The organism is Confluentibacter citreus (assembly GCF_002807055.1).
GTDB classification, from domain to species: domain Bacteria; phylum Bacteroidota; class Bacteroidia; order Flavobacteriales; family Flavobacteriaceae; genus Confluentibacter; species Confluentibacter citreus.
The window spans coordinates 17,455-40,896 of the sequence record NZ_NIXN01000006.1; the positions used below are offsets into that span (position 1 = coordinate 17,455).

25 protein-coding genes are annotated in these 23,442 nt (G+C 34.9%); 7 read left to right on the forward strand and 18 right to left on the reverse strand.

The annotated features are described in order from the left end of the window. Positions 1-65: 65 nt before the first annotated feature. From CDH49_RS11690 to CDH49_RS11700, 3 genes are read right to left on the reverse strand one after another with little or no spacing between them, the layout of a single operon-like run. Positions 66-608, reverse strand: a complete 543-nt coding sequence (locus CDH49_RS11690) for an RsmD family RNA methyltransferase (protein ID WP_100615719.1) — start codon at positions 606-608, stop codon at positions 66-68. Next, on the reverse strand, positions 608-1,435 hold the full coding sequence (locus tag CDH49_RS11695; protein WP_100615720.1) for a DUF3822 family protein: 828 nt from the start codon (positions 1,433-1,435) through the stop codon (positions 608-610). The genes CDH49_RS11690 and CDH49_RS11695 overlap by 1 nt, the downstream gene beginning before the upstream one ends. After that, positions 1,419-2,156 (reverse strand): hypothetical protein, encoded by a 738-nt coding sequence (locus tag CDH49_RS11700; protein WP_193434733.1) that lies wholly within the window; start codon positions 2,154-2,156, stop codon positions 1,419-1,421. Before CDH49_RS11700 ends, CDH49_RS11695 begins: the two co-directional genes overlap by 17 nt. Positions 2,157-2,283: 127 nt before the next feature. Here CDH49_RS11700 and CDH49_RS11705 point away from each other — a divergent pair, with 127 nt between their 5' ends. The 5 genes from CDH49_RS11705 (at position 2,284) to CDH49_RS11725 (ending at position 6,901) form a co-directional block, all read left to right on the forward strand. Next, complete coding sequence (locus CDH49_RS11705) at positions 2,284-3,711, forward strand: ATP-dependent DNA helicase (protein WP_100615721.1); 1,428 nt, start codon at positions 2,284-2,286, stop codon at positions 3,709-3,711. Then, positions 3,707-4,273, forward strand: a complete 567-nt coding sequence (locus tag CDH49_RS11710; RefSeq protein WP_100615722.1) for a DUF4126 domain-containing protein — start codon at positions 3,707-3,709, stop codon at positions 4,271-4,273. The genes CDH49_RS11705 and CDH49_RS11710 overlap by 5 nt, the downstream gene beginning before the upstream one ends. A gap of 48 nt (positions 4,274-4,321) precedes the next feature. Then, complete coding sequence (kdsB, locus tag CDH49_RS11715) at positions 4,322-5,050, forward strand: 3-deoxy-manno-octulosonate cytidylyltransferase (protein ID WP_100615723.1); 729 nt, start codon at positions 4,322-4,324, stop codon at positions 5,048-5,050. Beyond that, a complete protein-coding gene (locus CDH49_RS11720) occupies positions 5,041-5,745 on the forward strand; it encodes an HAD family hydrolase (RefSeq protein WP_100615724.1) in 705 nt (234 codons plus the stop codon). The genes kdsB and CDH49_RS11720 overlap by 10 nt, the downstream gene beginning before the upstream one ends. Positions 5,746-5,839: 94 nt before the next feature. Beyond that, positions 5,840-6,901, forward strand: coding sequence for an iron-containing alcohol dehydrogenase family protein (locus CDH49_RS11725; protein WP_100615917.1), 1,062 nt, complete (start codon positions 5,840-5,842; stop codon positions 6,899-6,901). A gap of 162 nt (positions 6,902-7,063) precedes the next feature. Here CDH49_RS11725 and CDH49_RS11730 read toward each other — a convergent pair whose 3' ends face one another. Next, positions 7,064-9,652, reverse strand: a complete 2,589-nt coding sequence (locus tag CDH49_RS11730) for a zinc-dependent metalloprotease (RefSeq protein WP_100615725.1) — start codon at positions 9,650-9,652, stop codon at positions 7,064-7,066. A 194-nt stretch (positions 9,653-9,846) separates the two neighbouring features. Between CDH49_RS11730 and CDH49_RS11735 the strand changes: the two genes are divergently transcribed. Then, on the forward strand, positions 9,847-10,575 hold the full coding sequence (locus tag CDH49_RS11735) for an NYN domain-containing protein (protein ID WP_100615726.1): 729 nt from the start codon (positions 9,847-9,849) through the stop codon (positions 10,573-10,575). Positions 10,576-10,579: 4 nt separating this feature from the next. Here the strand turns inward: CDH49_RS11735 and CDH49_RS11740 are convergent, their stop codons facing one another. Continuing rightward, positions 10,580-11,593 carry a ThuA domain-containing protein gene (locus tag CDH49_RS11740; protein WP_193434734.1) on the reverse strand — a complete coding sequence of 338 codons (1,014 nt, stop codon included), beginning with the start codon at positions 11,591-11,593 and terminating at the stop codon, positions 10,580-10,582. 48 nt (positions 11,594-11,641) lie between these two features. Next, positions 11,642-12,628 (reverse strand): Gfo/Idh/MocA family protein, encoded by a 987-nt coding sequence (locus CDH49_RS11745; RefSeq protein ID WP_100615727.1) that lies wholly within the window; start codon positions 12,626-12,628, stop codon positions 11,642-11,644. Positions 12,629-12,748: 120 nt separating this feature from the next. Between CDH49_RS11745 and CDH49_RS11750 the strand changes: the two genes are divergently transcribed. Beyond that, on the forward strand, positions 12,749-13,774 hold the full coding sequence (locus tag CDH49_RS11750; protein ID WP_100615728.1) for a hypothetical protein: 1,026 nt from the start codon (positions 12,749-12,751) through the stop codon (positions 13,772-13,774). Positions 13,775-13,941: 167 nt separating this feature from the next. Here the strand turns inward: CDH49_RS11750 and CDH49_RS11755 are convergent, their stop codons facing one another. The 12 genes from CDH49_RS11755 to CDH49_RS11810 all read right to left on the reverse strand — a co-directional run bounded on the left by CDH49_RS11755 (position 13,942) and on the right by CDH49_RS11810 (position 23,439). Continuing rightward, positions 13,942-14,661: a YebC/PmpR family DNA-binding transcriptional regulator gene (locus CDH49_RS11755; protein WP_100615729.1), complete on the reverse strand. Its 720-nt coding sequence runs from the start codon at positions 14,659-14,661 to the stop codon at positions 13,942-13,944. 297 nt (positions 14,662-14,958) lie between these two features. Next, on the reverse strand, positions 14,959-15,255 hold the full coding sequence (locus CDH49_RS11760; RefSeq protein ID WP_100615730.1) for a 4a-hydroxytetrahydrobiopterin dehydratase: 297 nt from the start codon (positions 15,253-15,255) through the stop codon (positions 14,959-14,961). A gap of 226 nt (positions 15,256-15,481) precedes the next feature. After that, complete coding sequence (locus CDH49_RS11765) at positions 15,482-16,318, reverse strand: sugar nucleotide-binding protein (protein WP_100615731.1); 837 nt, start codon at positions 16,316-16,318, stop codon at positions 15,482-15,484. A 27-nt stretch (positions 16,319-16,345) separates the two neighbouring features. Further along, positions 16,346-17,263: a glutaminase gene (locus tag CDH49_RS11770; protein WP_100615732.1), complete on the reverse strand. Its 918-nt coding sequence runs from the start codon at positions 17,261-17,263 to the stop codon at positions 16,346-16,348. Beyond that, on the reverse strand, positions 17,263-18,345 hold the full coding sequence (gene gcvT, locus CDH49_RS11775; protein ID WP_100615733.1) for a glycine cleavage system aminomethyltransferase GcvT: 1,083 nt from the start codon (positions 18,343-18,345) through the stop codon (positions 17,263-17,265). Before gcvT ends, CDH49_RS11770 begins: the two co-directional genes overlap by 1 nt. Positions 18,346-18,489: 144 nt before the next feature. Next, positions 18,490-19,599, reverse strand: coding sequence for a chromate efflux transporter (chrA, locus tag CDH49_RS11780; protein ID WP_100615734.1), 1,110 nt, complete (start codon positions 19,597-19,599; stop codon positions 18,490-18,492). Positions 19,600-19,744: 145 nt separating this feature from the next. After that, the gene (locus CDH49_RS11785) at positions 19,745-20,161 is read right to left on the reverse strand and encodes a DoxX family protein (protein WP_100615735.1); all 417 of its coding nucleotides are present in this window, start codon (positions 20,159-20,161) and stop codon (positions 19,745-19,747) included. Position 20,162: 1 nt separating this feature from the next. Further along, entirely contained in the window at positions 20,163-20,792 is a 630-nt protein-coding gene (locus tag CDH49_RS11790) for a class I SAM-dependent methyltransferase (RefSeq protein WP_100615736.1), read from the reverse strand. Positions 20,793-20,899: 107 nt separating this feature from the next. Next, positions 20,900-21,610, reverse strand: a complete 711-nt coding sequence (locus CDH49_RS11795; protein WP_100615737.1) for an aromatic aminobenezylarsenical efflux permease ArsG family transporter — start codon at positions 21,608-21,610, stop codon at positions 20,900-20,902. Further along, entirely contained in the window at positions 21,611-22,048 is a 438-nt protein-coding gene (locus tag CDH49_RS11800; RefSeq protein WP_100615738.1) for a nitrophenyl compound nitroreductase subunit ArsF family protein, read from the reverse strand. A gap of 19 nt (positions 22,049-22,067) precedes the next feature. Further along, complete coding sequence (locus tag CDH49_RS11805) at positions 22,068-23,042, reverse strand: permease (RefSeq protein WP_100615739.1); 975 nt, start codon at positions 23,040-23,042, stop codon at positions 22,068-22,070. After that, positions 23,035-23,439: an OsmC family protein gene (locus CDH49_RS11810; protein WP_100615740.1), complete on the reverse strand. Its 405-nt coding sequence runs from the start codon at positions 23,437-23,439 to the stop codon at positions 23,035-23,037. The genes CDH49_RS11805 and CDH49_RS11810 overlap by 8 nt, the downstream gene beginning before the upstream one ends. Positions 23,440-23,442 lie beyond the last annotated feature (3 nt).

Genomic DNA, 23,442 nt, shown 5'->3' on the forward strand with positions numbered 1-23,442 from the left:
GGAAATAACTATCTAATTTACTGAAAATAAGCTAATAACAATCGCAATATTGAAAAAATATTATTCTATAGAGAGTATTCAAAAAAGCTGAACATGTTTCCACCGTAACTTTTTGAATAATTGTAGTATTCCAATTGGGAAAGATCTGTTTCTTTAGAATGCTCTACAATCAATACACCATCATCTTCCAATAGTGAGTTTTGGAATACCAGCTCAGGGATTTTAGAAAACTGATCAAGAGTAAATGAGTAAGGAGGATCGGCAAAAATAATATTGAACTTTAATGAGGCTTTTTCTAAAAACTTAAAAACATCACTTTTAATAGTTTTAATGGGCATTTTGAAACCTTCTGAAGTTTGATTGATGAATTTTATACAACTCAGTTCTTGGTCTACAGCAATGATATTTTTTGTGCCTCTTGAGGCAAATTCATAGCTTATGTTTCCTGTACCCGCAAAAAGATCTAATACAGAAACCTCGTCAAAATAAAAATGATTGTTTAAAATATTGAACAATCCTTCTTTTGCCATATCTGTAGTGGGGCGTACTGGTAAGTTCTTGGGAGCTACAATTTTCCGACTTTTATATAATCCAGAAATGATTCTCATTAAAAGCTTTTTATTAGAGTGAAGTTGGAATGATTACTTTTTGGCTGCGAGTCTAAGCTATATTTATAATGGTCTTGACGCTTTCCAAAAGAGACAAACTGGATGTATTTATAAGCCATAAAATAAAGTTCGTCTTTTGAATCGATATCTCCAATAAAAATTAGCTCAAATAATTCTGGGTTAAGTTGTAATTGTTCCGCAGTAAACAGTATGTAATAAATAAAATCTTCTTTGCTAGTATACTCAAACGTGTTATATAATAAGAGTTTCGATTTATCTATAACAATCATTTCAAAATGGTTGCTATTTATATTTATGTATACTTTTGTATTATTGGCATTTTTTTCAATAGACAACAATTGTTCAATTAAAATGGTCGAAGCATGTTTATAAGTGAACGCCCCAAATAAATCATAAATAAAATTATTGATGTTTACATAGGGAATATAAACATTGGCAGTATCATTTATTTCTATCGAATCATATGCTATAAAATCAGACTTTAAAATTTTAGAATTGAATTTTAAATAATCGGCCAAAGAATTTTCATCAAACAAAGGTTTGGGTACCAAAGTTGAAAGTTCGTTTACATGTATAACATGTACATTATTGAAATTAGATTGTAAAAAAGATTCTGTATTAAACAAATGCTTTAGTTTATCTAATACATCGTGATGGTTTAATTTTTTGTCAAAATTATAATCCCTTAAAAAAGTAATGGTTTTTGTATCTCTCTGTAGGATACAAAAAGAAAGTCCACTCAAACTTATTTGAATGGACAATTCTTGTTTAGTTGGTATATTGTAAGTATTACTCGTTATTACCATAAGTTTTTGGCCAGTTTCCACTGGTATTAACCTGATCCATAGATCCTACTTTAATAGCATCTCCATTAACACCATCTACAGATACTACTTGGTTTTCTTGAACTAATAAATCTTTATCCTGATCAAACAAAATAACATCTTTTTTAACATATACTTCAAAAACAGGGATATTAACACCATTTTGCTCTATAAAGCCTGCTTTAAGTTGAAATTTTTCTCCCGGTTTGCCTACAGGTACATTCATCATGGTTTTATATCGGTCGGAGTTTTTAAATAATGAATCCTTAACAGCCACATAACCCAAAGTATCAATTATAACAATGTCTTTAGGGATATCAACACCAAAAAGCCTACTTTGTTCAACATCTATTATACTTGAATCTCGACGTTGTGTAATAGTAAATTTGGCTTCTTCAATAAACTTAACCAAATTATCGAAGTTATCAGTAAACTTTCCGGTAACTTGTCTGTGAGCTAATTGAGCATTTCTTATGTCTATTAAATTTTTTATAACAACTGTATAACGTTTTTCTTTTTCTTGGTTGAAAAGTATTGGGCTGTAAACAGATTTGAATGTACTATAAGCTAAAAAAGCAATTAGTACCCATAGGGCAATAATTAAAGCAGGTTTAAATTTTGTTGGTATAAATTTATCTACCAGTTTAACCAGGCCAATGGTTAATAATATTACAGCAATTACAATTAAAATTATTGTCCACATAATTTGTTAGTTTATTTTATGTTATTAAAGGTCTTTCGCAAATCTACAATTTTTTTTTAATCGCAAAAACCAATGTTGGTAAAAATCATTTCTATATTTGAATAATTTATAATTTTCCACCCAAATAATGACATCTTCTGAATTTTCCACCCTTATAAAACAACAATTTCCATTTACACCCACCGTAAAACAAAATATTTTATTACAACAGCTCTCTGAATTTATTTTCAGTAAAACGCAAAATAGCTTATTTGTAATAAAAGGTTATGCCGGTACTGGAAAAACAACCATTATAGGGACTATAGTCACTAATCTATGGAAAGCAAAAATGAGTGCCGTGCTTATGGCACCTACTGGGAGAGCAGCAAAAGTAATATCAAATTATTCAGGTAAAGAAGCGTTCACCATTCATAAAAAAATATATTTTCCAAAATCGGAGAAAGGCGGGGGCGTGACGTTTGTTTTACAACCTAACAAGCATAAAAACACCATTTTTATTGTAGATGAGGCCTCTATGATACCAGATACACCCGGAGAATCAAAACTTTTTGAAAACGGATCGCTATTGGATGATTTAATACAATATGTGTATTCTGGTCACCAATGCAAATTAATTTTAATAGGTGATACGGCCCAATTACCTCCCGTAAAATTAGATTTAAGTCCTGCATTGGATGAAAATACACTTAGCTTGAATTATAATAAAGAGGTTTTTAAAATGGAGTTAGATGAAGTAGTGAGGCAGGAGCAGGGCTCAGGAATTTTAGCCAATGCAACTGTTTTACGAGAATACTTATCAAATGCCTTATATGATGATTTTAAGTTTGATTTAGCAGACTTTAAAGACATTATAAGACTAATTGATGGACACGAAATTATGGACGCCATTAATGATTCTTACAGTGCTTTGGGTAATGAAGAAACTACTATTATAGTAAGAAGTAACAAACGTGCTAATTTATACAATCAACAAATACGTAGCAAGATTTTGTTTAACGAGAACGAACTGACTGTGGGAGATTATCTTATGATTGTAAAAAATAATTACTTTTGGGTAAAACCAACTACCGAAGCTGGGTTTATAGCCAATGGAGATATTATTGAAGTGTTGGAAATTTTTAAAATAGAGGAATTGTATGGTTTTCGCTTTGCAGAAGTTAAAGCACGCATGGTAGATTACCCTAAAATGACCCCTTTTGAAACCGTTTTGTTGTTGGATACCGTTGAATCTGAAACACCCTCATTATCGTATGACGATTCAAATAGATTATATCAAGAAGTCATGAAAGATTTTGAAAACGAAACCAGTAAGTACAAGAAGTTTTTAAAAGTTAAAAACAATAAACATTTCAATGCTTTGCAGGTTAAGTTTTCTTATGCCATTACCTGTCATAAATCCCAAGGAGGCCAATGGAATACTGTATTTGTAGAACAGCCGTATTTACCTAATGGTATTGATAAAGAATATTTAAGATGGCTATATACTGCCGTTACAAGAGCCAAAGAAAAGTTGTATCTTATCGGTTTTAAAGATGATTTTTTTATAAGCAATTAATATGGAAACATTTATAAGTATTTGCTTAGGCATAGGGTTGGCTGCATCTGTTGGCTTTAGAATATTTTTACCACTATTGGCATTAAGCTTGGCGTCTTTTTTTAATGTTTGGCAACTCAACGATTCTTGGCAATGGCTAGGGAGTTTAACGGCCTTAATTACTTTTGGCGTCGCCACTTTGGTAGAAATCTCCGCTTATTACATTCCATACATAGATAATTTGTTAGATAGTATTTCTGTACCGCTTGCTGCTATAGCAGGAACTTCGGTTATGCTGTCTACGATGGTAGATTTAACTCCAATTGTATCGTGGTCCCTTGCCATCATAGCTGGTGGTGGTACAGCCGCCGCCATTTCTGGTTCTTCTAGTGTAGCGAGATTAACGTCAACCTCAACAACAGGTGGGTTGGGAAATCCTATCATATCAACAATAGAAACAGGTACGGCCATGTTCATGTCCGTTATTTCAATTTTTTTACCACTTTTAGCGATCGTTTTTGTTATAATTATCTTGTTTATAATCTATAAAATTTATAAAAAGTTTACAACATCAAAAAGATGAAACCTTACATAATTATCTTATTTTTGAATCAGAATAGATTTATATAAAATGAAAATAATCTCCATGATTCCTGCACGATACAGTGCGACTAGATTTCCGGGAAAACTAATGCAAGACCTAGGGGGTAAATCGGTTATTCTTCGAACTTATGAAGCCACAGTTGCAACAAATCTATTTTATGATGTTATTGTGGTTACGGATAGTTCCATTATTTACAATGAAATTGTGAATAATGGGGGTAAAGCCATGATGAGCATAAAGGAACATGAATGTGGAAGTGATAGAATTGCAGAAGCGGTTGAAACTTTAGATATTGACATAGTCATCAATGTGCAAGGAGATGAACCTTTTACCGATAAAGAATCTCTAGAAAAATTAATAGCCGTTTTTAAAGACGACCACACTAAAAATATCGATTTGGCCTCTTTAATGGTTCATATTACTGATGAAGCTGAAATAAACAATCCAAATACCGTAAAAGTAGTTCTAGATAAGTTCGATTTCGCATTATATTTTTCCAGAAGCCCAATTCCATATCCAAGAGATAAAACCGTTGGCGTCAAGTATTTTAAGCACAAAGGCGTTTATGCATTTAGAAAAGAAGCCTTGTTAGATTTTTATAAGTTGCCAATGCTAACATTAGAAGCTTCAGAAAAGCTAGAACAATTACGTTATTTGGAATATGGAAAACGTATTAAAATGGTTGAAACTTCAGTACAGGGCGTGGAAATTGATACGCCAGAAGATTTAGAACGCGCCAAAAAATTATGGAAATAAGTTATAAAAAGATAAAGGTTATTGGTTTTGACGCCGATGATACTTTATGGGTAAATGAGACGTATTTTAGAGAGGCAGAGCTAGAAATCCAAAGACTTTTATCGGTTTATGAAACTCCCAATCAAATAGATCAAGAGCTTTTTAAAGTCGAAATACGAAATTTACCAATATATGGCTATGGCATAAAAGCGTTTACCTTATCGATGGTCGAAGTTGCTCTAGAGCTGTCAAACTATCAAGTGCCCAACAAAACCATTGAAGCCATATTGAATATTGGTAAAAATATGTTGGAAAAACCAGTAGAATTGCTTGATGGTGTTGAGGATGTCTTAAAAAAATTATCAAAAAATTACCGATTAATTTTAGCTACCAAAGGCGATTTATTAGACCAAGAGCGCAAACTTAAAAAGTCTGGTTTAACGGATTATTTTCACCATATCGAGGTGTTGAGTGATAAGCAAGAAGCTAATTATTCCAAATTATTAAATCATTTGGATATTAAGCCTTCTGAGTTTTTGATGATAGGCAATTCTTTGAAGTCCGATGTATTACCATTGGTAAATATTAAAGCTAATGCTATCCACGTTCCTTTTCATACCACTTGGGCACACGAGCAAGTCACTGAAAAAGAAACAAATGGAAAAACTTATAAAACCATACACAGTTTAAGGGAGGTTTTAGAATTATTTAATTAAAAAAATAAGAATTTTAAGTCATTTAAAATTTAAAATAATAGTAAATTTAACTTTTGAAAAAGAAATATATTAAATGAGTTACAAAAACTTTCCCATGGTACCAAGAGTTGTTTTTGGTAGAGGTAGTTTCAATCAGTTAAGTGAAATAATAACCCCAAAACGCTTGAATCCAGATGCCCCATTTATCTTTTTGGTAGATGATGTGTTTAAGAATAATACTTGGATAACAACAAGAATACCATTGTCTTATGATGATAAAATCATCTATATATCTGCTAATGAAGAACCCAAAACATCACAGGTTGATGACTTAGTTGAAGATATTATATTAACGACAAAAGAACGTCCGTCAGGAATTGTAGGCATAGGAGGAGGCACGTTGTTGGATTTAGCCAAGGCAGTTTCAATCATGTTAACAAATGAAGGGGAGACTAAGGATTATCAAGGATGGGATTTGGTAAAAAATCCTGCTATTTATCATGTTGGCATCCCAACCATTTCTGGTACTGGTGCCGAAGTTTCAAGAACAACTGTATTAACGGGACCCACTAGAAAACTTGGAATAAATTCAGATTTCACGCCCTTTGATCAAGTTATTTTAGACTCTGAGCTTACAAAAGATGTTCCAAATCATCAATGGTTTTATACAGGTATGGATTGTTTTATTCATTGTGCAGAATCTTTAAATGGGACGTATTTGAACACGTTTAGTGAAACCTATGGAAACATGGCATATGATCTATGTAAAGAAATCTTTTTGGATAATACCCTTAGCGAAGTAGAATCTCAAGAAAAACTCATGATGGCGTCTTGGCATGGTGGTATGAGCATTGCTTACTCTCAGGTTGGTGTTGCCCATGCTATGAGTTATGGATTATCTTACCTACTAGGCATAAAGCATGGTATTGGTAACTGTATTGTATTTGATCATTTAGAAGAATTTTATCCGAAAGAAGTGGCACTTTTTAAAGCCATGAAAACTAAGAATAACATAGTACTGCCTCAAGGAATTTGTTCGAATTTAAGTGATGAAGACTTTGATATTATGATTGGGGTCGCTCTAGGTTTAGAGCCATTATGGGATAATGCTTTGGGTAATAACTGGAAAAAATTAATGACCGCAAAAAAGCTCAAGGAATTATATAAAAAAATGTAGCCTGCATTCAAAATAATGGCATGAAAATTGAAATCATACAATTATAGCAATGAAACATAAATTAAACAATGTTGGTTGTTCCTAAAAAGAAACATTCGCTATTTCTAAAAACACAAAAGCTACCATTTAATGGTAGCTTTTTTTATTTGCATAAAGCATATATCACTTAATTTCCTCTAAGGCATTATCAATAAGTGTTCTTAGATGTTGTTTATGGGCTCTTGAAGCAATATCACCCGAGGGTGTTGCCATGGTTTTAATAGCATTTAAATTATACAATGCCATCGATTTGGCATTATTATTATATCTCTCTGCTTGTTTTCCAGTTAATATGTCTATTAAATTGTTAGTGTATTCCAATTGAAGATTTTGTCTAAAAGAGTTTATACTGCCATAAATATCCGCTTTGAAAATAGCATCGTTTAATTCCGTCATAAAATTGGAAAGTACATATTCATTTCCATAAAGTTCTGAATCAGTAATTCTTTGCAATGTATTGTAATGCAATAATTGGCTGAGAATAGTTTTTTGATAGCCCAACACCTGATCATGAATTTTAGGGTCTTCGGGCAATCTAAAATTAAAACCCCTACGCTGCATGGCTAAATAGTTATATAAATCATTTGGCGCATTAAAGGCATTTGGTGCAAAAACATAGGTGTTTAATGCTGACATAGCTCTTTTTTGGTCTTTTAAACTAACAGGTGTATAGGGTTGTGAGCCGCCTTTTTGACCAGCCATAGCACGATCTACATATACACCGCCGATAAATCTAGAAATGGTATTGGCTGCAGAGCCTTTTTGATTGCTCAGTAGATAATAAACCCTTCGTAATTCCTGATAAGATTCGCCACTTTTTGTAAATCTCATTTTCACGTCTTTCATCAAATCGTTAGACAATTCAATCCTATCGATGGCCCAAGCTATTTGGTCGTTAGATTGATCGGATACATTGACTCTGGGGTCTATGGCCTTTCCAGGAGAGCGCATATCATCTGCATCGTTTCCAAAAATATGTTCTGGTTTGGTAGACTCATCAAGTAAAGCTTGACGCTCCATTTCAGATTTAAAAGGTTTATAACCTAATTGGATGGCCCAATGGTCATAAGGACCAACAGCTACATCATCATATTGACCTTGTTTACTTCTATCTCTTGTTATATTAAGTGCAGCATAGTCCATTACAGAAGCCGTTAAACATTTTCCGCTTATAAAAGCGGCATCATTCAATTGTTCAGGAGAGAATAATTGACTTGCTTTCATATTATGATTAAGCCCTAATGTATGTCCAACTTCGTGCATAATTAAAGCCGTCATGGATTCTTTTTTGATACGTTCCATCTCTAATTCAGAGTTGCTACCAGCAGAAATAACAGCACTAGCAAACATAACTTCTTGGTGCAATTCCTCTCCTAAAGAGCAATACTTGAAATTATGATCATGTGTATTTGAATCGTTAAATGGTTTATCAACGGAAGCCAGTTCAAATACTTTGTCATATAGTACACGGTTAGTAAAATGTAAAAACTCTAACATAATATCTGCTCCCAAAATTTGTCCTGTTTTCGGATTCACAAAACTAGGGCCATACCCACCAAATGGAGGTTCAGGAGATGATGTCCATCTTAGAACATTATATCTCAAGTCGCCAGCGTCCCATGTGGCATCATCTGGTTGTACTTTTACGGCCATTGCATTTTTAAATCCTGCTTTTTCAAAAGCAACATTCCATTGTAAGACCGCATTTGTTATGGTTTCACGCCATTCTAAAGGGGTAGAATTTTCTATCCACCACGTTATGGGTTCTACAGGTTCTGAAACAATAGAGTCTGGATACTTTTTAACCAGATGCCACCTATGGATTAAATCTCTGTATGGAATGGAACTTGTAGAAGTTTGATCTTCAACTTGGGTTGCAAAATATCCAACCCGGGGATCATCAAATCTAATCTCATAATCATTCTCGGGAATGGCCAATAAACTGTGATAGACTTTAATGCTAACGTTTCTACCATCCGCTAAAGCATTGGAGCCATTATTAATGACAGATGGACTCGTATAATTGTATTCAACTTCAACATCAGTGTTTTCAGGATAATTTTTAATATTTTTTATTTTGGTCTTGGATTTATCCAGATTACCTAATTTAAATGCGGTTGGGGATTCTCCCGGCAAACTCGGATTTTTAATTTGTGATAACACTTCACTTAAAAACAAATCGTCTGCCTTTATTAGATATTCACCTTCTTTTTTGTCCTGAGCCTCAATTTTTATACTGGCAATGTTACCATTACTTGTATTGGCGTCTTTAGATTTGGACAATGGATTTTCAGGGTCGAAATAAAAGGAGGTGTTTTGTATTATAAATTCAATTCGGTCGAAATACTTTTCAATCTTAAACACTTTTGAGTCGTTGTAAGAACCCCTATTAATCCTACCCACATCAGTAACACCATCCGAAATCTGGCTGAAATATATAAACTCGTTGTTTATTTGATTTTCACATACAATCATTTGTATCGACCCCGTGATGGTATCTCGATACAATGTAAATAAACCTTCAATTTTTTTGCTGGATTTAACTAAATCCTTGATTGTTTTTTCTTTTGGGGTTTTCGGAGCTTCTTCTGTAGTGTCCTTTTTAGTGTCTTTTTTCTTTCTTTGAGCTTCGATATTTTGAGATGACAAGAATATCGTCAACGAAAAAGCAATACAAATTGCTTTGTAATTTTTAAAATGGTAAGATTTCATGTTGTGAAACGAGTGTTTAGGATAAAATCCTGTTAATTAATCTGAATTAGTCATGCTAAATGTAAAAAATATACTAGTAAGAACTTATTTAATAAATGTTAAAAAATTATGGATTATAACTATAAAGGAGGACTATTCACATAATTAGCTAGTAACTTCCATGTTTCCTGTCTAATTTAAGTATCTTTGTGGACATGATTAAAGACATTAAAATAGCCGTTTTAATAGACGGTGACAATATTCCATCTAAGTATATTAGTGAAATGATGGAAGAAATTACAAAGTATGGCACACCAACCATAAAACGAATTTATGGCGATTGGACCAAGCCCCATTTATCTAAATGGAAAAGCGTTCTACTTGAAAATGCTATAAGCCCCATGCAACAATATGGTTATACAAATGGTAAAAATGCTACTGATTCTGCTATGATTATCGATGCCATGGATATTTTGTATTCAAGTAGGGTAGATGCATTTTGTTTAGTGTCGTCGGATAGTGATTTTACCAAATTAGCAACTCGATTAAGAGAGGCTGGCATGCAAGTTTTTGGGATTGGGGAAAAGAAAACTCCTGAACCTTTTATAGTTGCTTGTGATAAATTTATCTATTTAGAGATATTAAAGAATTCTGAAGAAGATACTACCGATAAAACCAAACCCAAAAAGGATAATTTATATAATATTACCCCTAATGTGATTCGGTTTTTGAAAAATTCCGTAGCCGATGCTGCCGATGAAGATGGTTGGGCTTTTCTAGGGGATGTTGGGTCGCTTATCATTAAAAAGCAACCCAATTTTGATGCTAGAAATTTTGGCTTTGAAAAATTAACGCCTCTTTTCAAATCGTTAAATCAATTCGAATTAGAGCAACGCGAGCAGCCCAATGCTAGGTTTAAGTTAATTTATGTACGGAATAAATAATTGATTATTTATCCCATTTTCTAATACTAACCTGGCCTTCCGTTGGAAAATCTTTTGGAACTTTTTGAGTTACTTTTCCTGTGGCGACCCATTCAGCGCCACGTTGTAAGGTCACTATAAACCCAACACATTCCATGGAATAATCCATATGTCCTAAAATTGTATGGAAGATACGGCCTTTACCATATTCAATAGTCATAAGAGCAGGTTCATCTCTTCCTGTTCTTCTTTTATCAGTTGAATTATCTGAATAAGCGGTTGCTAAAACAGTCATATTTTCAGCTGGGCCACGTAAACGCTCATACAATTCGTCTTTACTGTGCAACCATAAATTAGGTAATCCTTTCATAATGGGGTGTTTTGGCGCACGAGTTTCTATTACAAAATTATGCTGTGCTCCATGGGAACCAGCACCACCTTTAATGGTATCCACCACTTTTTCATTAGTATCATTATAATATACAAAAGGCCCAGATTTTTCATTTCTACCGCCCCAGCCACCAAGACCAATCATTTTATTAAATTCATTCCAGTCAGCCCAAGGGTTGTTTGCCGCATGAACAATCACTAATCCACCGCCATTTAGCATAAATTTTTCAAAATTGGCTCTCGTCATTTCTGGTAGCTCTGAGGCTTGCCAACCAAAATTTGAAATTATTACTTGATATTTTGTGAAATCTGGATTAAAATTTGGGTCGAATTGCGCTTTAGGAACTACTGTCCTTTCTTTGCCATCATTTAAAGGATATTTTGTAACAAGTTCATTGATGTTAGTAATACCTTCCACTTTATCATGAGCAGGACCAACCCAAACAAATTCTTTTCTGTAAATATCAACCTCGAACAAACCTGTTTGTTCCAAGTAATCCTTTATCATGAATGTAGATTTTGGCCAAATGCCATGATTGCTATCGCCGTCAATAATAAGAGCTTTTAATTTTTTAGAGGAACTTTGTGAAAGCACAACGCTAAAACTACTGATAAAGAAGATGATGAAACATATTATTTTAAATTTCATATTATAATAATTTATTTAGTTAATGGTATTGGTTTTTATTTTTAAAGCTTAAATTTTTCCTAATATTTTATCCATAACCCAACTCGTATGTAGTGCCGTTTCACCTGTTGATGGATGTGTGAATTCAGGACTAAACAACGCCGTTTTTAAGTTTTCAACATGATACATTTGAACATGTTTCGGATTTTCAATAAAAAGGGATTCTGTCTTAGTGTTACTTTCTAATATGACAAATTCGTCCTTAAAGATAGGGAATTCAATGTGTCCTTTGCTTCCATAAATGATGACCTTATCATCGTAAGTGCTACAACCAAAATTCCAAGTTCCAGAACCTGTGATACCATTATCATGAACCCAACAAGCAGTTATGGCATCATTGGCGGTATATAAATGTTGCTGATTCAAACTAATGCCTTTTACGTCTTTGATATTTCCTAAAAGGTAGGTAAATAAATCGAGACCGTGACTCGCTAAATCATCAAAATAGCCACCATTGGCGACTTTAGCATCGGTGCGCCAGTTATAATCACCTGATAAATCTTTATCACATGGATATTTATTCAATTGCCAAGAAACATGTCTAACATCACCAATAAAACCGTCATCTAACCACTCTTTTATTTTAAGAAATCTTGGTAGCGAGCGTCTGTAATAAGCAACAAATAGGGGCGTATTAGTTTCTTTAAAGGCGTTATAAACTACTAAACTATCTGCATAACTTGGCGATAAAGGTTTTTCAATACAGCACACTTTTTTTGCTTTAGCGACTTTTAATCCATAAAATTTATGGGTATCAGGTGGGGTTGCAATGTAAACGGCGTCAATAGTAGGGTCGTTGATTAAGTCATCAGCATTTGTATAATATGTTTCTATTTGGTGTCTTGTGGCATAATCTTTAAGTTTGTCTTCATCACGCCTCATAACCGCTTTTAGATTAAAGCCATTGGTTAGTTTGTAAGGAGGGCCACTTTTAACTTCTGTCACATCACCACATCCAATAATCCCCCAATTAATTACTTTTTTATTGCCTACCATGTATCTGTTATTTGTTGATTTTCATAACATTAAAATTTATTTCATTTTTTTTTGACCTTTTTTAAAACCCCTCTTTACAAAATTTCGTAGGTAGGGTATAACAATAAAAATCAAATCCATATGAAACGGTCAAATTTAATTAAATGCTTAGCATTAACAACAGTTTTTTCTTCTATTTTAGTATCTTGTGATGATGATAATGATGACAATCAAGGTCCAATATCAACATATTTATTTGCTTCAAATAATTCGAATGGGAATATCACCAGCTATGACGTAAGTAATTTATCAAGCATCACTTCTAAAACACTGATGACAACTTCTACCGCTGCAGATGGTATTTATTATGATAAAGATAATGATGTTGTTGTTCAAGCTTCAAGATCTTCGTTTGGTTTAGAAGGTTTCTCTAATGCATCATTAGCAACTGATGGCACTGCTATTTCTATAGGAATATCTGGGACAGCCGATATGTTTAACCCCAGGGAAGTTGCCGTGAACGGTAATTTTTATGTTGTGGCAGATAGTCAAGACGTTGATGGAGATGTTACTACACCAGATGGTAGATTTTTTATCTATTCTAAAACCGGTAATAGTTTTACGCTGAGAAATATCATTACAACCGATTTTAAATTATGGGGTATGGTATTTGACGGCAATGATTTATACGCTGTTGTAGATGCGACTGGTAAATTAGCAATTTTCACAAACTTTTTATCTAATACGACAAATGCTTCGGTAGCTGCTTCAAAAATCATTACTATTGAAGGCATTGTAAGAACTCATGGGATTACTTATGATGCCATGAATGATATGATGGTTTTAACTGATATTGCTGATGCAACAAATACCCAAGATGATGGTGGTTTTCAAATCATTGAAAATTTTAAATCTAAATTCACCAGCACTGCAAACGGTGGTACTTTAGCATTATCTCAACAAACGCGTGTTTCTGGAAGTTCTACATTATTGGGTAATCCTGTAGATGTGGCCTATGATAATGCTACTGAAACAGTATATATTGCTGAAGCTGGAAACGGTGGTGGTAGAATTTTAGCGTTTAATAATATTGGAAGTGGTGGAAATATAGCTCCAGTGGTAAATAATAGTTTAGCTGCGGCATCATCGGTTTATCTTTCTAAATAATTAAAACATATTCAGAAATGGGTTAATGATTTATAAAAGTCCAGCAAATAATGGGACTTTAGCTAGGACAATTATAAAATCAATGGTTTCTGTAATTTCATAAGTGCTATGAAAAAGAAAAGGCTATCAAGAGATTGATAGCCTTTTTAAATATATGCGTATGGGAATTAATCTTCACTTTCTTCCATGGTGTGATATACGTTTTGAACATCGTCATCATCATCCAGTTTTTCTAAAAGTTTTTCAACATCCAGTATTTGTTCTGGCGTTAGTTTTTTGGTAACCTGGGGAATGCGCTCAAATCCAGAGGATAGTATTTCAATGCCTTTGGCTTCTATGGCGGCTTGAATAGCTCCATAACTTTCAAAAGGGGCGTAGATTAAAATGCCATCTTCGTCAGCAAAAACTTCTTCAGCACCATAATCGATGAATTCCAATTCCACTTCTTCAGGATCCAATCCTTCAGCGTTGATTCGGAAATTACACGTATGGTCAAACATAAATACCACCGAGCCAGACGTTCCTAAACTACCATCACATTTATTAAAATAGCTACGTACATTAGCTACAGTTCTGGTATTATTATCTGTTGCGGTTTCTACCAAAACGGCAATTCCATGTGCAGCATAGCCTTCAAAAATGACTTCTTTATAATCACCTTGACCCTTTTCGCTAGCCTTTTTAATGGCACGTTCCACATTATCCTTAGGCATATTTACAGCCTTCGCATTTTGTATCACCGCTCTTAAACGCGAATTACTTAAGGGATCGGGACCACCTTCTTTTACGGCCATCACTATGTCTTTGCCAATGCGAGTAAAGGCTTTGCTCATGGCCGACCAACGTTTCATTTTACGTGCTTTTCTAAACTCAAAAGCTCTTCCCATAATATAGTTAACTATTAAAAAGTTTAATGTTCAAGGTTTTTTTTGCCGTCGCAAAATTAAAAAATTTTAGAAATTGAAATAATAATTATCATACCCAATTGTGCATTTTGATGAAAATTTGTCAATTAACTACGTTCAGTTCGGCTTTGCCTCGTGTCGAGTGTCCCGATAGCTATTGGGATTACACATTTTTCATGTGTGAAATTTGTATCGAGAATCAAATTTTAATCAATAAACCAATGTTCTCGATACAATTCGCTTGGGCGAATCACTCGAACTGACATTCAGTGTATTTAATTATTCTTCATCTTCGGGTTCTACAATACTTTCTATGGCTTCCGCAAGTTTAAAGTCTAGGTCGGTCACGCCATCTGCACTGTGTGTTGATAATGATATGGTAAGCACATTATAAACATTGGACCAGTCGGGGTGGTGATTGAGTGCTTCACATTCAAAAGCAATTCGGCTCATAGCACTAAAGCAATCCTTGAAATTTTCAAATTCGAATTCCGCATGAATGGCATCATCATAATAATCCCAATCTGGAAAGCGAAGCAATCTCATTCTTATTTCTTCTTCTGAAAGTTTATTCATCTTTTTAAAGTTTTAGGTATTTGTATGCTTACAATTTAACAATTAAAAATCAATTAACCTCTGCTCATTTTGAATAAAATTTTGTCAATTCGAGTGAATTTCATAGATTTTTTATATGTGAAATTTGTATCGAGAATCAAAATTTTATTTTAATCAGAGTTCTCGATACAATTCGCTTGGGCGAATCACTCGAACTGACATTCTAGGTTTTAAAGTAAATAACGGTTTAATTATATTTTAATTCAGAAATAATTTCTTGGCTAGTTAACTGCAAATGTTTTGGCAACATGTTATGTTTTGGCAATACCGCTAAGTATCTGTCTTCATTTGTGGTAAATACTTTTTTATAGATGGCTTTATTGTTTTCACCAATAGCATCTATCATTTCTTTAATGAAATCATCATGATGCACCAAATCGTTGCTTCCCAAGTGGAAAACACCGTATTTATTTCGGTTGATGATGTAATGTATTTGCTGTGTGACTTTAGAATCGTTGGTGACGTTGATAATTAAATTAGGGAACACCTCAACAGGTTCGTTATTTTTTAAATTTTGAAGAATGTCGAGTATTCTGGGCGATTGCGAGCCAAACACCATGGGTAGCCTTAAAATGGTAACGTGTTTTTTTGGCAATCGCAACAGCATATTTTCGATTTTTATTTTGAAATGTCCATAAACGCTATTGCTTAAGGTTTTATCGTCTTCGTAACTTGGATACTTGCTATACGCATCAAACACATTGGCAGAAGATAAAAACAACAACCATGTTTTATGCTCTAAAATATATTCGGCTATGTGTTTGTGGGCTATCACTTGCGCTGCAAAATCGCCTCGAAGTGCCGAAATAATAATCGTTGGTTTTACGGCATTTAAAATCTCATAAATATCGTCTTCCTCAACAGCGTACTGAAAAAAATGTTTGTTCTTTTCGTAATGCTTATTTTGTGTATGATAGGTTCCAAAGGTTTTAAAATAGGAGCAGAGTTCTTTATAAATGATACCGCCTAAGAATCCGCTAGCACCTAATATTAAAATTCTATGTTTCTCTTCTTTTTTTATCATACCGCACAGTAATTCCCAATAGAATATTTAAAAAATAGATAGTTTTGTGACACTTGTAAATTGCTCCAACGCCATCATGCCCAATTGTGAATTCCCTTTTTTGTTCAATCCGGGTGACCACGTGGTAATTACGAATTTATCAGGTAATAAGGCGACAATACCGCCACCAACGCCACTTTTTCCGGGAAGTCCGACTTCAAAGGCAAATTCGCCAGCTTCATCATAAAAACCACAGGTTAGCATAATGGCATTGATGCGTTTTATGAGGGATTCGGTGAGCTGGGCTTTTTGTAATAAACTAGTTCCTTTATTGGCAAATAAATAAAAGGCTTTGGTTAATTGCTTGCAGGACATTTCTATGGAACACTGATGAAAGTAAAAATCCAAAACATCATCCACACTATTTTCCAGATTATTAAAGGATTTTAAGAGATTGGCTGCTGCATAATTTTTAAATCCAGTTATCTTTTCAGAATGTGAAACCTCCAAATTAAAATCTATGGAATCATCACCAACCAACTCCCTCACATAGTTTAAAAAATCTTGCTTCGGATTTTTTAAATTAGATATCAAAATATCCGCAATCACAATGGCTCCAGAATTAATTAATGGATTTCTAGGAATGCCATTTTCAATTTCCAATAATGCCAAATGGTTAAACGGATTTCCAGAAGGCTCTACATCCACACGTTTAAAAATATCATTTCCAACCAATGATGCGGCTTGTGAAAGTGCCAATACTTTAGAAATACTTTGTATGGAAAACCGTGTATCGAAATTGCCAACGCCATAACTTTTACCATCCAATGTTCTTAAATGAATTCCAAAATGATGTTTATCAATATTTGCTAATTCAGGGATGTACGATGCCACCGTTCCTTTATCATCAAGAGATGTTACATGGTTATAAATGGTATCTAAAATGGCTTGAAAATCTTGGCGCATTATATGTTATAAAAAGGCAACTTTACGATGGTTGCAGGGATGTTATTTTTGCGGATTTGAATATAAATGGTACTTTCAATTTCTGAAAAAGCAGTCGGCACATAACCCAAGCCAATACCTTTATTAAAGGTAGGTGACATAGTGCCAGAGGTAACAACGCCAATTTTATTACCATGTCTATCTACAATATCGTAGCCATGTCGGGGAACGCCACGTTCATCCAATTCGAAGGCGACTAATTTACGTTTGGGGCCTTGTTCTTTTTCTGCTTTTAAAGCTGTGGAGTTGGTAAACTCTTTGGTGAATTTGGTAATCCATCCCAAACCAGCTTCAATAGGCGAGGTGGTATCGTCAATATCATTGCCATACAAACAATAGCCCATTTCCAAACGCAAGGTATCACGAGCGGCTAAACCAATCGGCTTAATCCCAAAATCTGCTCCAGCTTCAAAAACTTTATCCCAAATCTGTTTGACTTCGCTATTTTTGCAATAAATCTCAAATCCGCCACTGCCGGTATAACCCGTTGCTGAAATAATCACATAATCAATCCCTGCAAAATCTGCCACAACAAAATTGTAAAAATCAATGCTGGATAAATCGTAGCTCGATAAACTTTGCATGGCTTCCACCGCTTTCGGTCCTTGAATGGCAAGTAAGGAATAGTCCTCACTCACATCACGCATCGCAGCACCTACATCATTTTTAGATTGTATCCAATTCCAGTCCTTTTCAATATTGCTGGCATTCACCACCAATAAATAGGTGTTTTCTTTTAATTTATAAACAATTAAATCGTCCACAATACCACCTGTATCATTCGGCATACAACTGTATTGCGCTTTGCTGATGGTTAATTTAGACGCATCATTCGTGGTTACTTTTTGTATCAGATCCAGCGCGTGTTCACCCTCAATTAAAAACTCACCCATGTGCGATACATCAAATACGCCAACGGCATTTCTAACGGTTTCGTGTTCGGCATTTACGCCTTCATATTGTACGGGCATGTTAAAGCCAGCAAATGGCACCATTTTAGCGCCAAGGGCTACGTGAGTTTCAGTTAAAGCTGTGTTTTTCATTGGAAAAGTATATATTTTACATTCCTGCGATCCCGATAGCTATCAGGAGGGAATCTCATTATTTTTTACGAAAACAAAAGTATTGAAATTATATGGATTTGTTTTTTAACAGGACATTAAATTGGGATTATGGATGCGTTGTATTTATATCCATGTCAATAAATACCCGACAAGCGCTCCTCCAATAACAATAAACGCACTGTTCATATTCTTAAAAACAAATACAGCGATGATGCTGAGTAGGGCAATTAGAATGGTTCGCCAATCGGTTAAAGTATCTTTTCCCATGTCTATGCAAACGGCGATAATAACGGCAATGGCTGCGATGTTCACAGCGTCTAAAAAAGCAGCGATGGCTTTCGATTTTCGCATTTTTGGTACAAGTGGATTGAGAATAGCAACAAAAATAAATGACGGAAGAAATATTCCAACCGTCGCTGCAACGGCTCCCCAAAATCCGTTTAATTGCCAACCGATGAATGTTGCTGTTGATAAAACAGGTCCCGGTGTAAATTGTCCGACCGCTACGGCATCTATTAACTCTTGTCGGGTTAGTAACCCAGTGCTGACTAATTCCGCATCTAAATAAGCAAATAGCACATAACCGCTTCCGTAGAGTAAGGCACCGATTTTTAAAAATGTCAAAAGAATTTTTAGGTTACTAGCTGAAATGGCGACTTGCAATAAAACAAGAGGTGTAAAACTGTTTAGATTGGATGTTGAGTTTTTAATAACATACCAAGTCAAACCGATAAATCCGCAGACAAATAATGCTAAAATTTCGTGTACGCCGAGTAAACAGGCAATCAACGTCAACACTCCTAATATACCTAGCTCCACATTTTTTAGAGCTTTACTTCCTAATCGGTAAACTGCACCAAGAATAATGGCGATTACGGCGGGTTTTATACCGTAAATAAAGGGTTCCACTGTTTGTAATTGTCCGTATTGCTGATACAACCAAGCAAAAACCATTGTAATGGCAACCGCAGGAAATACAAAGCAAGCACCGGCGACAATCAAGCCTTTCCAGCCAGCTCGTTCATGTCCGCAATGCATGGTCATTTCGGTGGAGTTGGGACCAGGAATTAAGTTTGTAGCACCTACCAAGTCCAGAAAGTGCTGATGGGTCATCCATTTTCTTTTCTTCACTACTTCATCTTCCATCATGGCGATATGAGCCGCAGGACCACCAAAAGCAATGCTTCCCAACTTAAAAAATAGTAACGCTACTTCTTTTAAATTTTTACCCATCTTTATTGATTATTTGATTTGAAGATTACATGATTTGAAGATTTACCAAAATTATGATTATTTGATTTGAGGATTATATAATTATTCGATTATATGATTAAAACCAATCCATTATAAATCATTTAATCATATCATCAACTCATCTTCAAATCAGTGAATCAACCGACCATTTCCCACCACCTTTAATAATCAAAAATAGGCTTCCCAAAAGCATGGCCCAATCGGTTCGGCTGCTATGCATCATGACCCAAAATCCTTCATTCATTAAAACTTCCGATTTCGTAGTTGCTATGGCAACCAACATGATAATAAGCGTTGGAATACTTGCCAATCTGGTGAGTAAGCCTAGTAGAATGAATACACCGCAAATAATCTCGAACGTGCCGACAAAAGTCCCAAGAAATTCTGGGGAAGGCAATCCGATTTTCTCAAAACGTCCTGCACCACGAATGGCAGGAAACAAGAATTTTTGAATGCCTTCTGAAAGAAATACAGCTCCTACCATCAAACGAATCAAGATGGTGGTTTTTGAATTATCGGTATGGATTATCTTTTGGAACATATTATACCACAGCAATTTTTTTAAAGCTACAAAATATAAAATTTTGAATGGTATCAAACGGTGTTTTATGGTCAAGTGTGATGCACTTTATTTTCTCAAAGACACTTTTTAGTCGCTCCGTCATCGAGTTTTCTGAATATTGCTTGATTTCAATGCCACTGCATTTGGTGGGGCCTTGTTCAGAAAAAGTACCAATCACCAAAACGCCCCTAGGTTCTATATGCTGTTGCGCGGTTTTAATATAATTTGAAATATCTTGTTCATCCGTTAGAAAATGAAAGGCGGCGCGGTCATGCCAAAAATCATATTGCTTGGTAGGTTGAAACTTGGCCGCATCTGCAACAATCCATGTGACGTTTTTTGCTCGGGTTCCAAGGCGTTTTTTTGCTCGTTCTATAGCGGCTTCCGAAATATCAAGCACACTAATATCCTTATAACCTTTATCAAGTAAATGGTCGACCAAAAAACTATCGCCTCCACCAATATCAATAATTTTTGCAGTTTTTGGCAACTCAAATTGCTTGATAAAATCTAATGACGTTTCGGGAGTTGGCTCGTACCAACTTACTTCATTTAATGCTTTGGTTTGGTAAATGGTTTCCCAATGTTTTTTTCTATCGAAATTCTCCATAATTAATTATAATCGGTGTTTATCAACTTTCTAAAGTACACCTTTTACACAAAAATATTGAATTTAAATAGATTAGTTTTAATTGGATTTTGTTTAATGATACTTCCCTAATTCCATAATCCCATAAAAATGGAAACATAATACAAGCCTGTGATAATAAAAACCACACCTGCAACAGTACGCATTACTTTTTCAACTTTTGAAATGCTGTTATAATACACGCCTACTTTACTGGCTGTAAAAGCTAATAAATACGTAAACAGAAGAACTGGCAAACCTGTGCCTAGAGCAAACACTATTGGTAAGTAGAGTCCGTTAGCAGAGGCTATGGTCATAGGTATTAACATGCCAAAAAACAAAGCGCCGCTATACGGACAAAATGCCAAGGCAAATACAACGCCTATTAAAAAGGATCCTAACAGCCCTTTGTCCTTGAATTTTTCTGAGAGTTTTTCTTGAAAGTTTGTTTTTCCTAAAAATTTAAGTTTAATCACATTCAGCATGATTAAGCCAATAATAATTAACAAAGGACCTAAATACTTTTCGCCATTTTGATTAAAAAATCGTGCTATGTGAAATTTACTAGCACCAAAATACAAGATCAATCCTATGGCAGTATAACTAAATCCTCTGCCTAAAGAATATAATACACCGCTTAAAAACACCTTCTTTTTACTAGAAATATTTTTTGAAATAAATGCCGTTGCCGTGATGTTGGTCGCCAATGGACACGGACTAATGGCTGTCATGAGTCCGAGTACAAAAGCTGATACAATCGGAATATTATAATCTTCAATAAGCGATTGTAATAATTCCATTTAAAGTGCTTTTAATGCGCCATCAATTTTCGATTTCAGTTCTTTTGAAAACGCCTCTTGGTTGTTGCCTTTCATAAAAGCAAATTCGGTTAAATCGAGTTTGGTTTCTTTACCATTTTTAATCACATTCAAAAATAGCGAGGTGCCAGAAGCTTCGAATTTTTCAGCTAAAGCTTTGTTTTCTTTTTTATCGACATTAATCACTTGAAACGTGATTTTCCCTTTTTTTACTTCATCTGCAAAATAAGTATCTAAAGTATATTTGGTGCTCGCTTCAATAGCGTTGCAAGTCATACACCTGTTAGTGGAGTGAAAGTCGATGACTTCAATTTTAGAAACAGATGCGTTTAAAGCGTTGTCTTTGCTTTTATCTTGTCCGTTGCAAGAGGCAAGTACAAAACTGATGGCGACTAGTGTGAAAATTTTAATTGTGTTCATGGTTATATTGATTTATAGTTTACAATAACATATTGAATAAAAATCCTGAAAGGATGATGAAGATTGTTACGATTCCAAAATAAATGGCAATCAGTTTTATGGTCATTACTTTTTTGAGTAAAGTCGCTTCTGGAATGGACAAACCTACGGTTGCCATCATAAACGCAATGGCTGTGCCAAGCGGTACGCCTTTAGCAACAAATACCTCAATTACGGGAACAATTCCGGCGGCATTGGCATACATGGGCACAGCAATAATCACGGCAAGCGGCACGGTCCACCATTCACCACCACCTAAATAATTTCCGAAGAAGTTTTCAGGAACATAACCGTGCATGGCAGCACCAATGGCAATACCAATAATCACATAAATAACCACGCCTTTCACAATATCCCAAGCACTCCGGGTAATGTCTGGCAAACGTTGGCGAAAGGTTCGTTTTTCTTCCTCAAATTTGTTTTGCTGTATTTTTTTGTCTAAAATGGACTTTACCCAATCGGAAAGTAAGGGTTCTAGGTTTAATTTTCCCAATAACCAACCACCAATCGTGCCCAACAGAATTCCCGAGCCTGCGTATATTAAAGTTGCTTTCCAACCAAATAGACCGATGAACATAACAATGGCGACTTCATTAACCAACGGTGATGTAATTAAAAAGGCGAACGTAACGCCTAGTGGAATACCACCTTGCACAAAGCCAATGAATAAAGGCACAGAAGAACACGAACAAAAAGGCGTAATGGCTCCAAAAACCGAAGCAAAAAAGTATTCCAGTTCGTAGAGTTTTTTTCTGTGTAAATAGTCTTTTAATTTTTCAATAGGGAAGTAGGTGTTTACAATACCCATGATGAAGACAATTACAAACAAGAGCAAAAGAATTTTCAGCGTGTCGTAGACAAAGAAATTCAGGGCGGTTCCCAAATGGGTGTCTGCACCAATACCAAAAACACTATAAATAAGCCAATCTGCTATATGTTGTATCCAATCAAACATGATTAGCCGTTATGGTGCCAGAAATGGAACAGGACTGTTTTACTGTATTGTAAATAGTGCCAAACTTTTCGATGTTCTTTTGTAGCAAGGCAGTATTTAAACGGACATCATCGCTGTAAATGGTTAACTGATACATGATGTTATCCATTCGTGGCGGATTTTCAAGACGTGTGGCTTGAACGTCGAGCGTGGTTTTTGAATAGGTAAACTTCATCATTTCCGAAAAACGTTCCACATTTTTAAGAATACAAGACGCAAAAGCCCCCAAAAACAATTCGGCAGGATTTGGTAAGATGTCAGCCGTTTGAGCCGTGGTACCAAAACCGATATCCGATTGTTTGATATGTATCACCGCATCCTGATTGGAATTAGAGGAGGCTTTGATTTGATAGTTCATAAC

Coding starts and splice junctions, on each gene's coding strand:
- CDH49_RS11690 (WP_100615719.1), bottom strand. CDS start 608: ATGAGAATCATTTCTGGATTATATAAAAGTCGGAAAATTGTAGCTCCC.
- CDH49_RS11695 (WP_100615720.1), bottom strand. CDS start 1,435: ATGGTAATAACGAGTAATACTTACAATATACCAACTAAACAAGAATTG.
- CDH49_RS11700 (WP_193434733.1), bottom strand. CDS start 2,156: ATGTGGACAATAATTTTAATTGTAATTGCTGTAATATTATTAACCATT.
- CDH49_RS11705 (WP_100615721.1), top strand. CDS start 2,284: ATGACATCTTCTGAATTTTCCACCCTTATAAAACAACAATTTCCATTT.
- kdsB (WP_100615723.1), top strand. CDS start 4,322: ATGAAAATAATCTCCATGATTCCTGCACGATACAGTGCGACTAGATTT.
- CDH49_RS11720 (WP_100615724.1), top strand. CDS start 5,041: ATGGAAATAAGTTATAAAAAGATAAAGGTTATTGGTTTTGACGCCGAT.
- CDH49_RS11725 (WP_100615917.1), top strand. CDS start 5,840: ATGGTACCAAGAGTTGTTTTTGGTAGAGGTAGTTTCAATCAGTTAAGT.
- CDH49_RS11730 (WP_100615725.1), bottom strand. CDS start 9,652: ATGAAATCTTACCATTTTAAAAATTACAAAGCAATTTGTATTGCTTTT.
- CDH49_RS11735 (WP_100615726.1), top strand. CDS start 9,847: ATGATTAAAGACATTAAAATAGCCGTTTTAATAGACGGTGACAATATT.
- CDH49_RS11740 (WP_193434734.1), bottom strand. CDS start 11,593: ATGAAATTTAAAATAATATGTTTCATCATCTTCTTTATCAGTAGTTTT.
- CDH49_RS11745 (WP_100615727.1), bottom strand. CDS start 12,628: ATGGTAGGCAATAAAAAAGTAATTAATTGGGGGATTATTGGATGTGGT.
- CDH49_RS11750 (WP_100615728.1), top strand. CDS start 12,749: ATGAAACGGTCAAATTTAATTAAATGCTTAGCATTAACAACAGTTTTT.
- CDH49_RS11755 (WP_100615729.1), bottom strand. CDS start 14,661: ATGGGAAGAGCTTTTGAGTTTAGAAAAGCACGTAAAATGAAACGTTGG.
- CDH49_RS11760 (WP_100615730.1), bottom strand. CDS start 15,255: ATGAATAAACTTTCAGAAGAAGAAATAAGAATGAGATTGCTTCGCTTT.
- CDH49_RS11765 (WP_100615731.1), bottom strand. CDS start 16,318: ATGATAAAAAAAGAAGAGAAACATAGAATTTTAATATTAGGTGCTAGC.
- CDH49_RS11770 (WP_100615732.1), bottom strand. CDS start 17,263: ATGCGCCAAGATTTTCAAGCCATTTTAGATACCATTTATAACCATGTA.
- gcvT (WP_100615733.1), bottom strand. CDS start 18,345: ATGAAAAACACAGCTTTAACTGAAACTCACGTAGCCCTTGGCGCTAAA.
- chrA (WP_100615734.1), bottom strand. CDS start 19,599: ATGGGTAAAAATTTAAAAGAAGTAGCGTTACTATTTTTTAAGTTGGGA.
- CDH49_RS11785 (WP_100615735.1), bottom strand. CDS start 20,161: ATGTTCCAAAAGATAATCCATACCGATAATTCAAAAACCACCATCTTG.
- CDH49_RS11790 (WP_100615736.1), bottom strand. CDS start 20,792: ATGGAGAATTTCGATAGAAAAAAACATTGGGAAACCATTTACCAAACC.
- CDH49_RS11795 (WP_100615737.1), bottom strand. CDS start 21,610: ATGGAATTATTACAATCGCTTATTGAAGATTATAATATTCCGATTGTA.
- CDH49_RS11800 (WP_100615738.1), bottom strand. CDS start 22,048: ATGAACACAATTAAAATTTTCACACTAGTCGCCATCAGTTTTGTACTT.
- CDH49_RS11805 (WP_100615739.1), bottom strand. CDS start 23,042: ATGTTTGATTGGATACAACATATAGCAGATTGGCTTATTTATAGTGTT.
- CDH49_RS11810 (WP_100615740.1), bottom strand. CDS start 23,439: ATGAACTATCAAATCAAAGCCTCCTCTAATTCCAATCAGGATGCGGTG.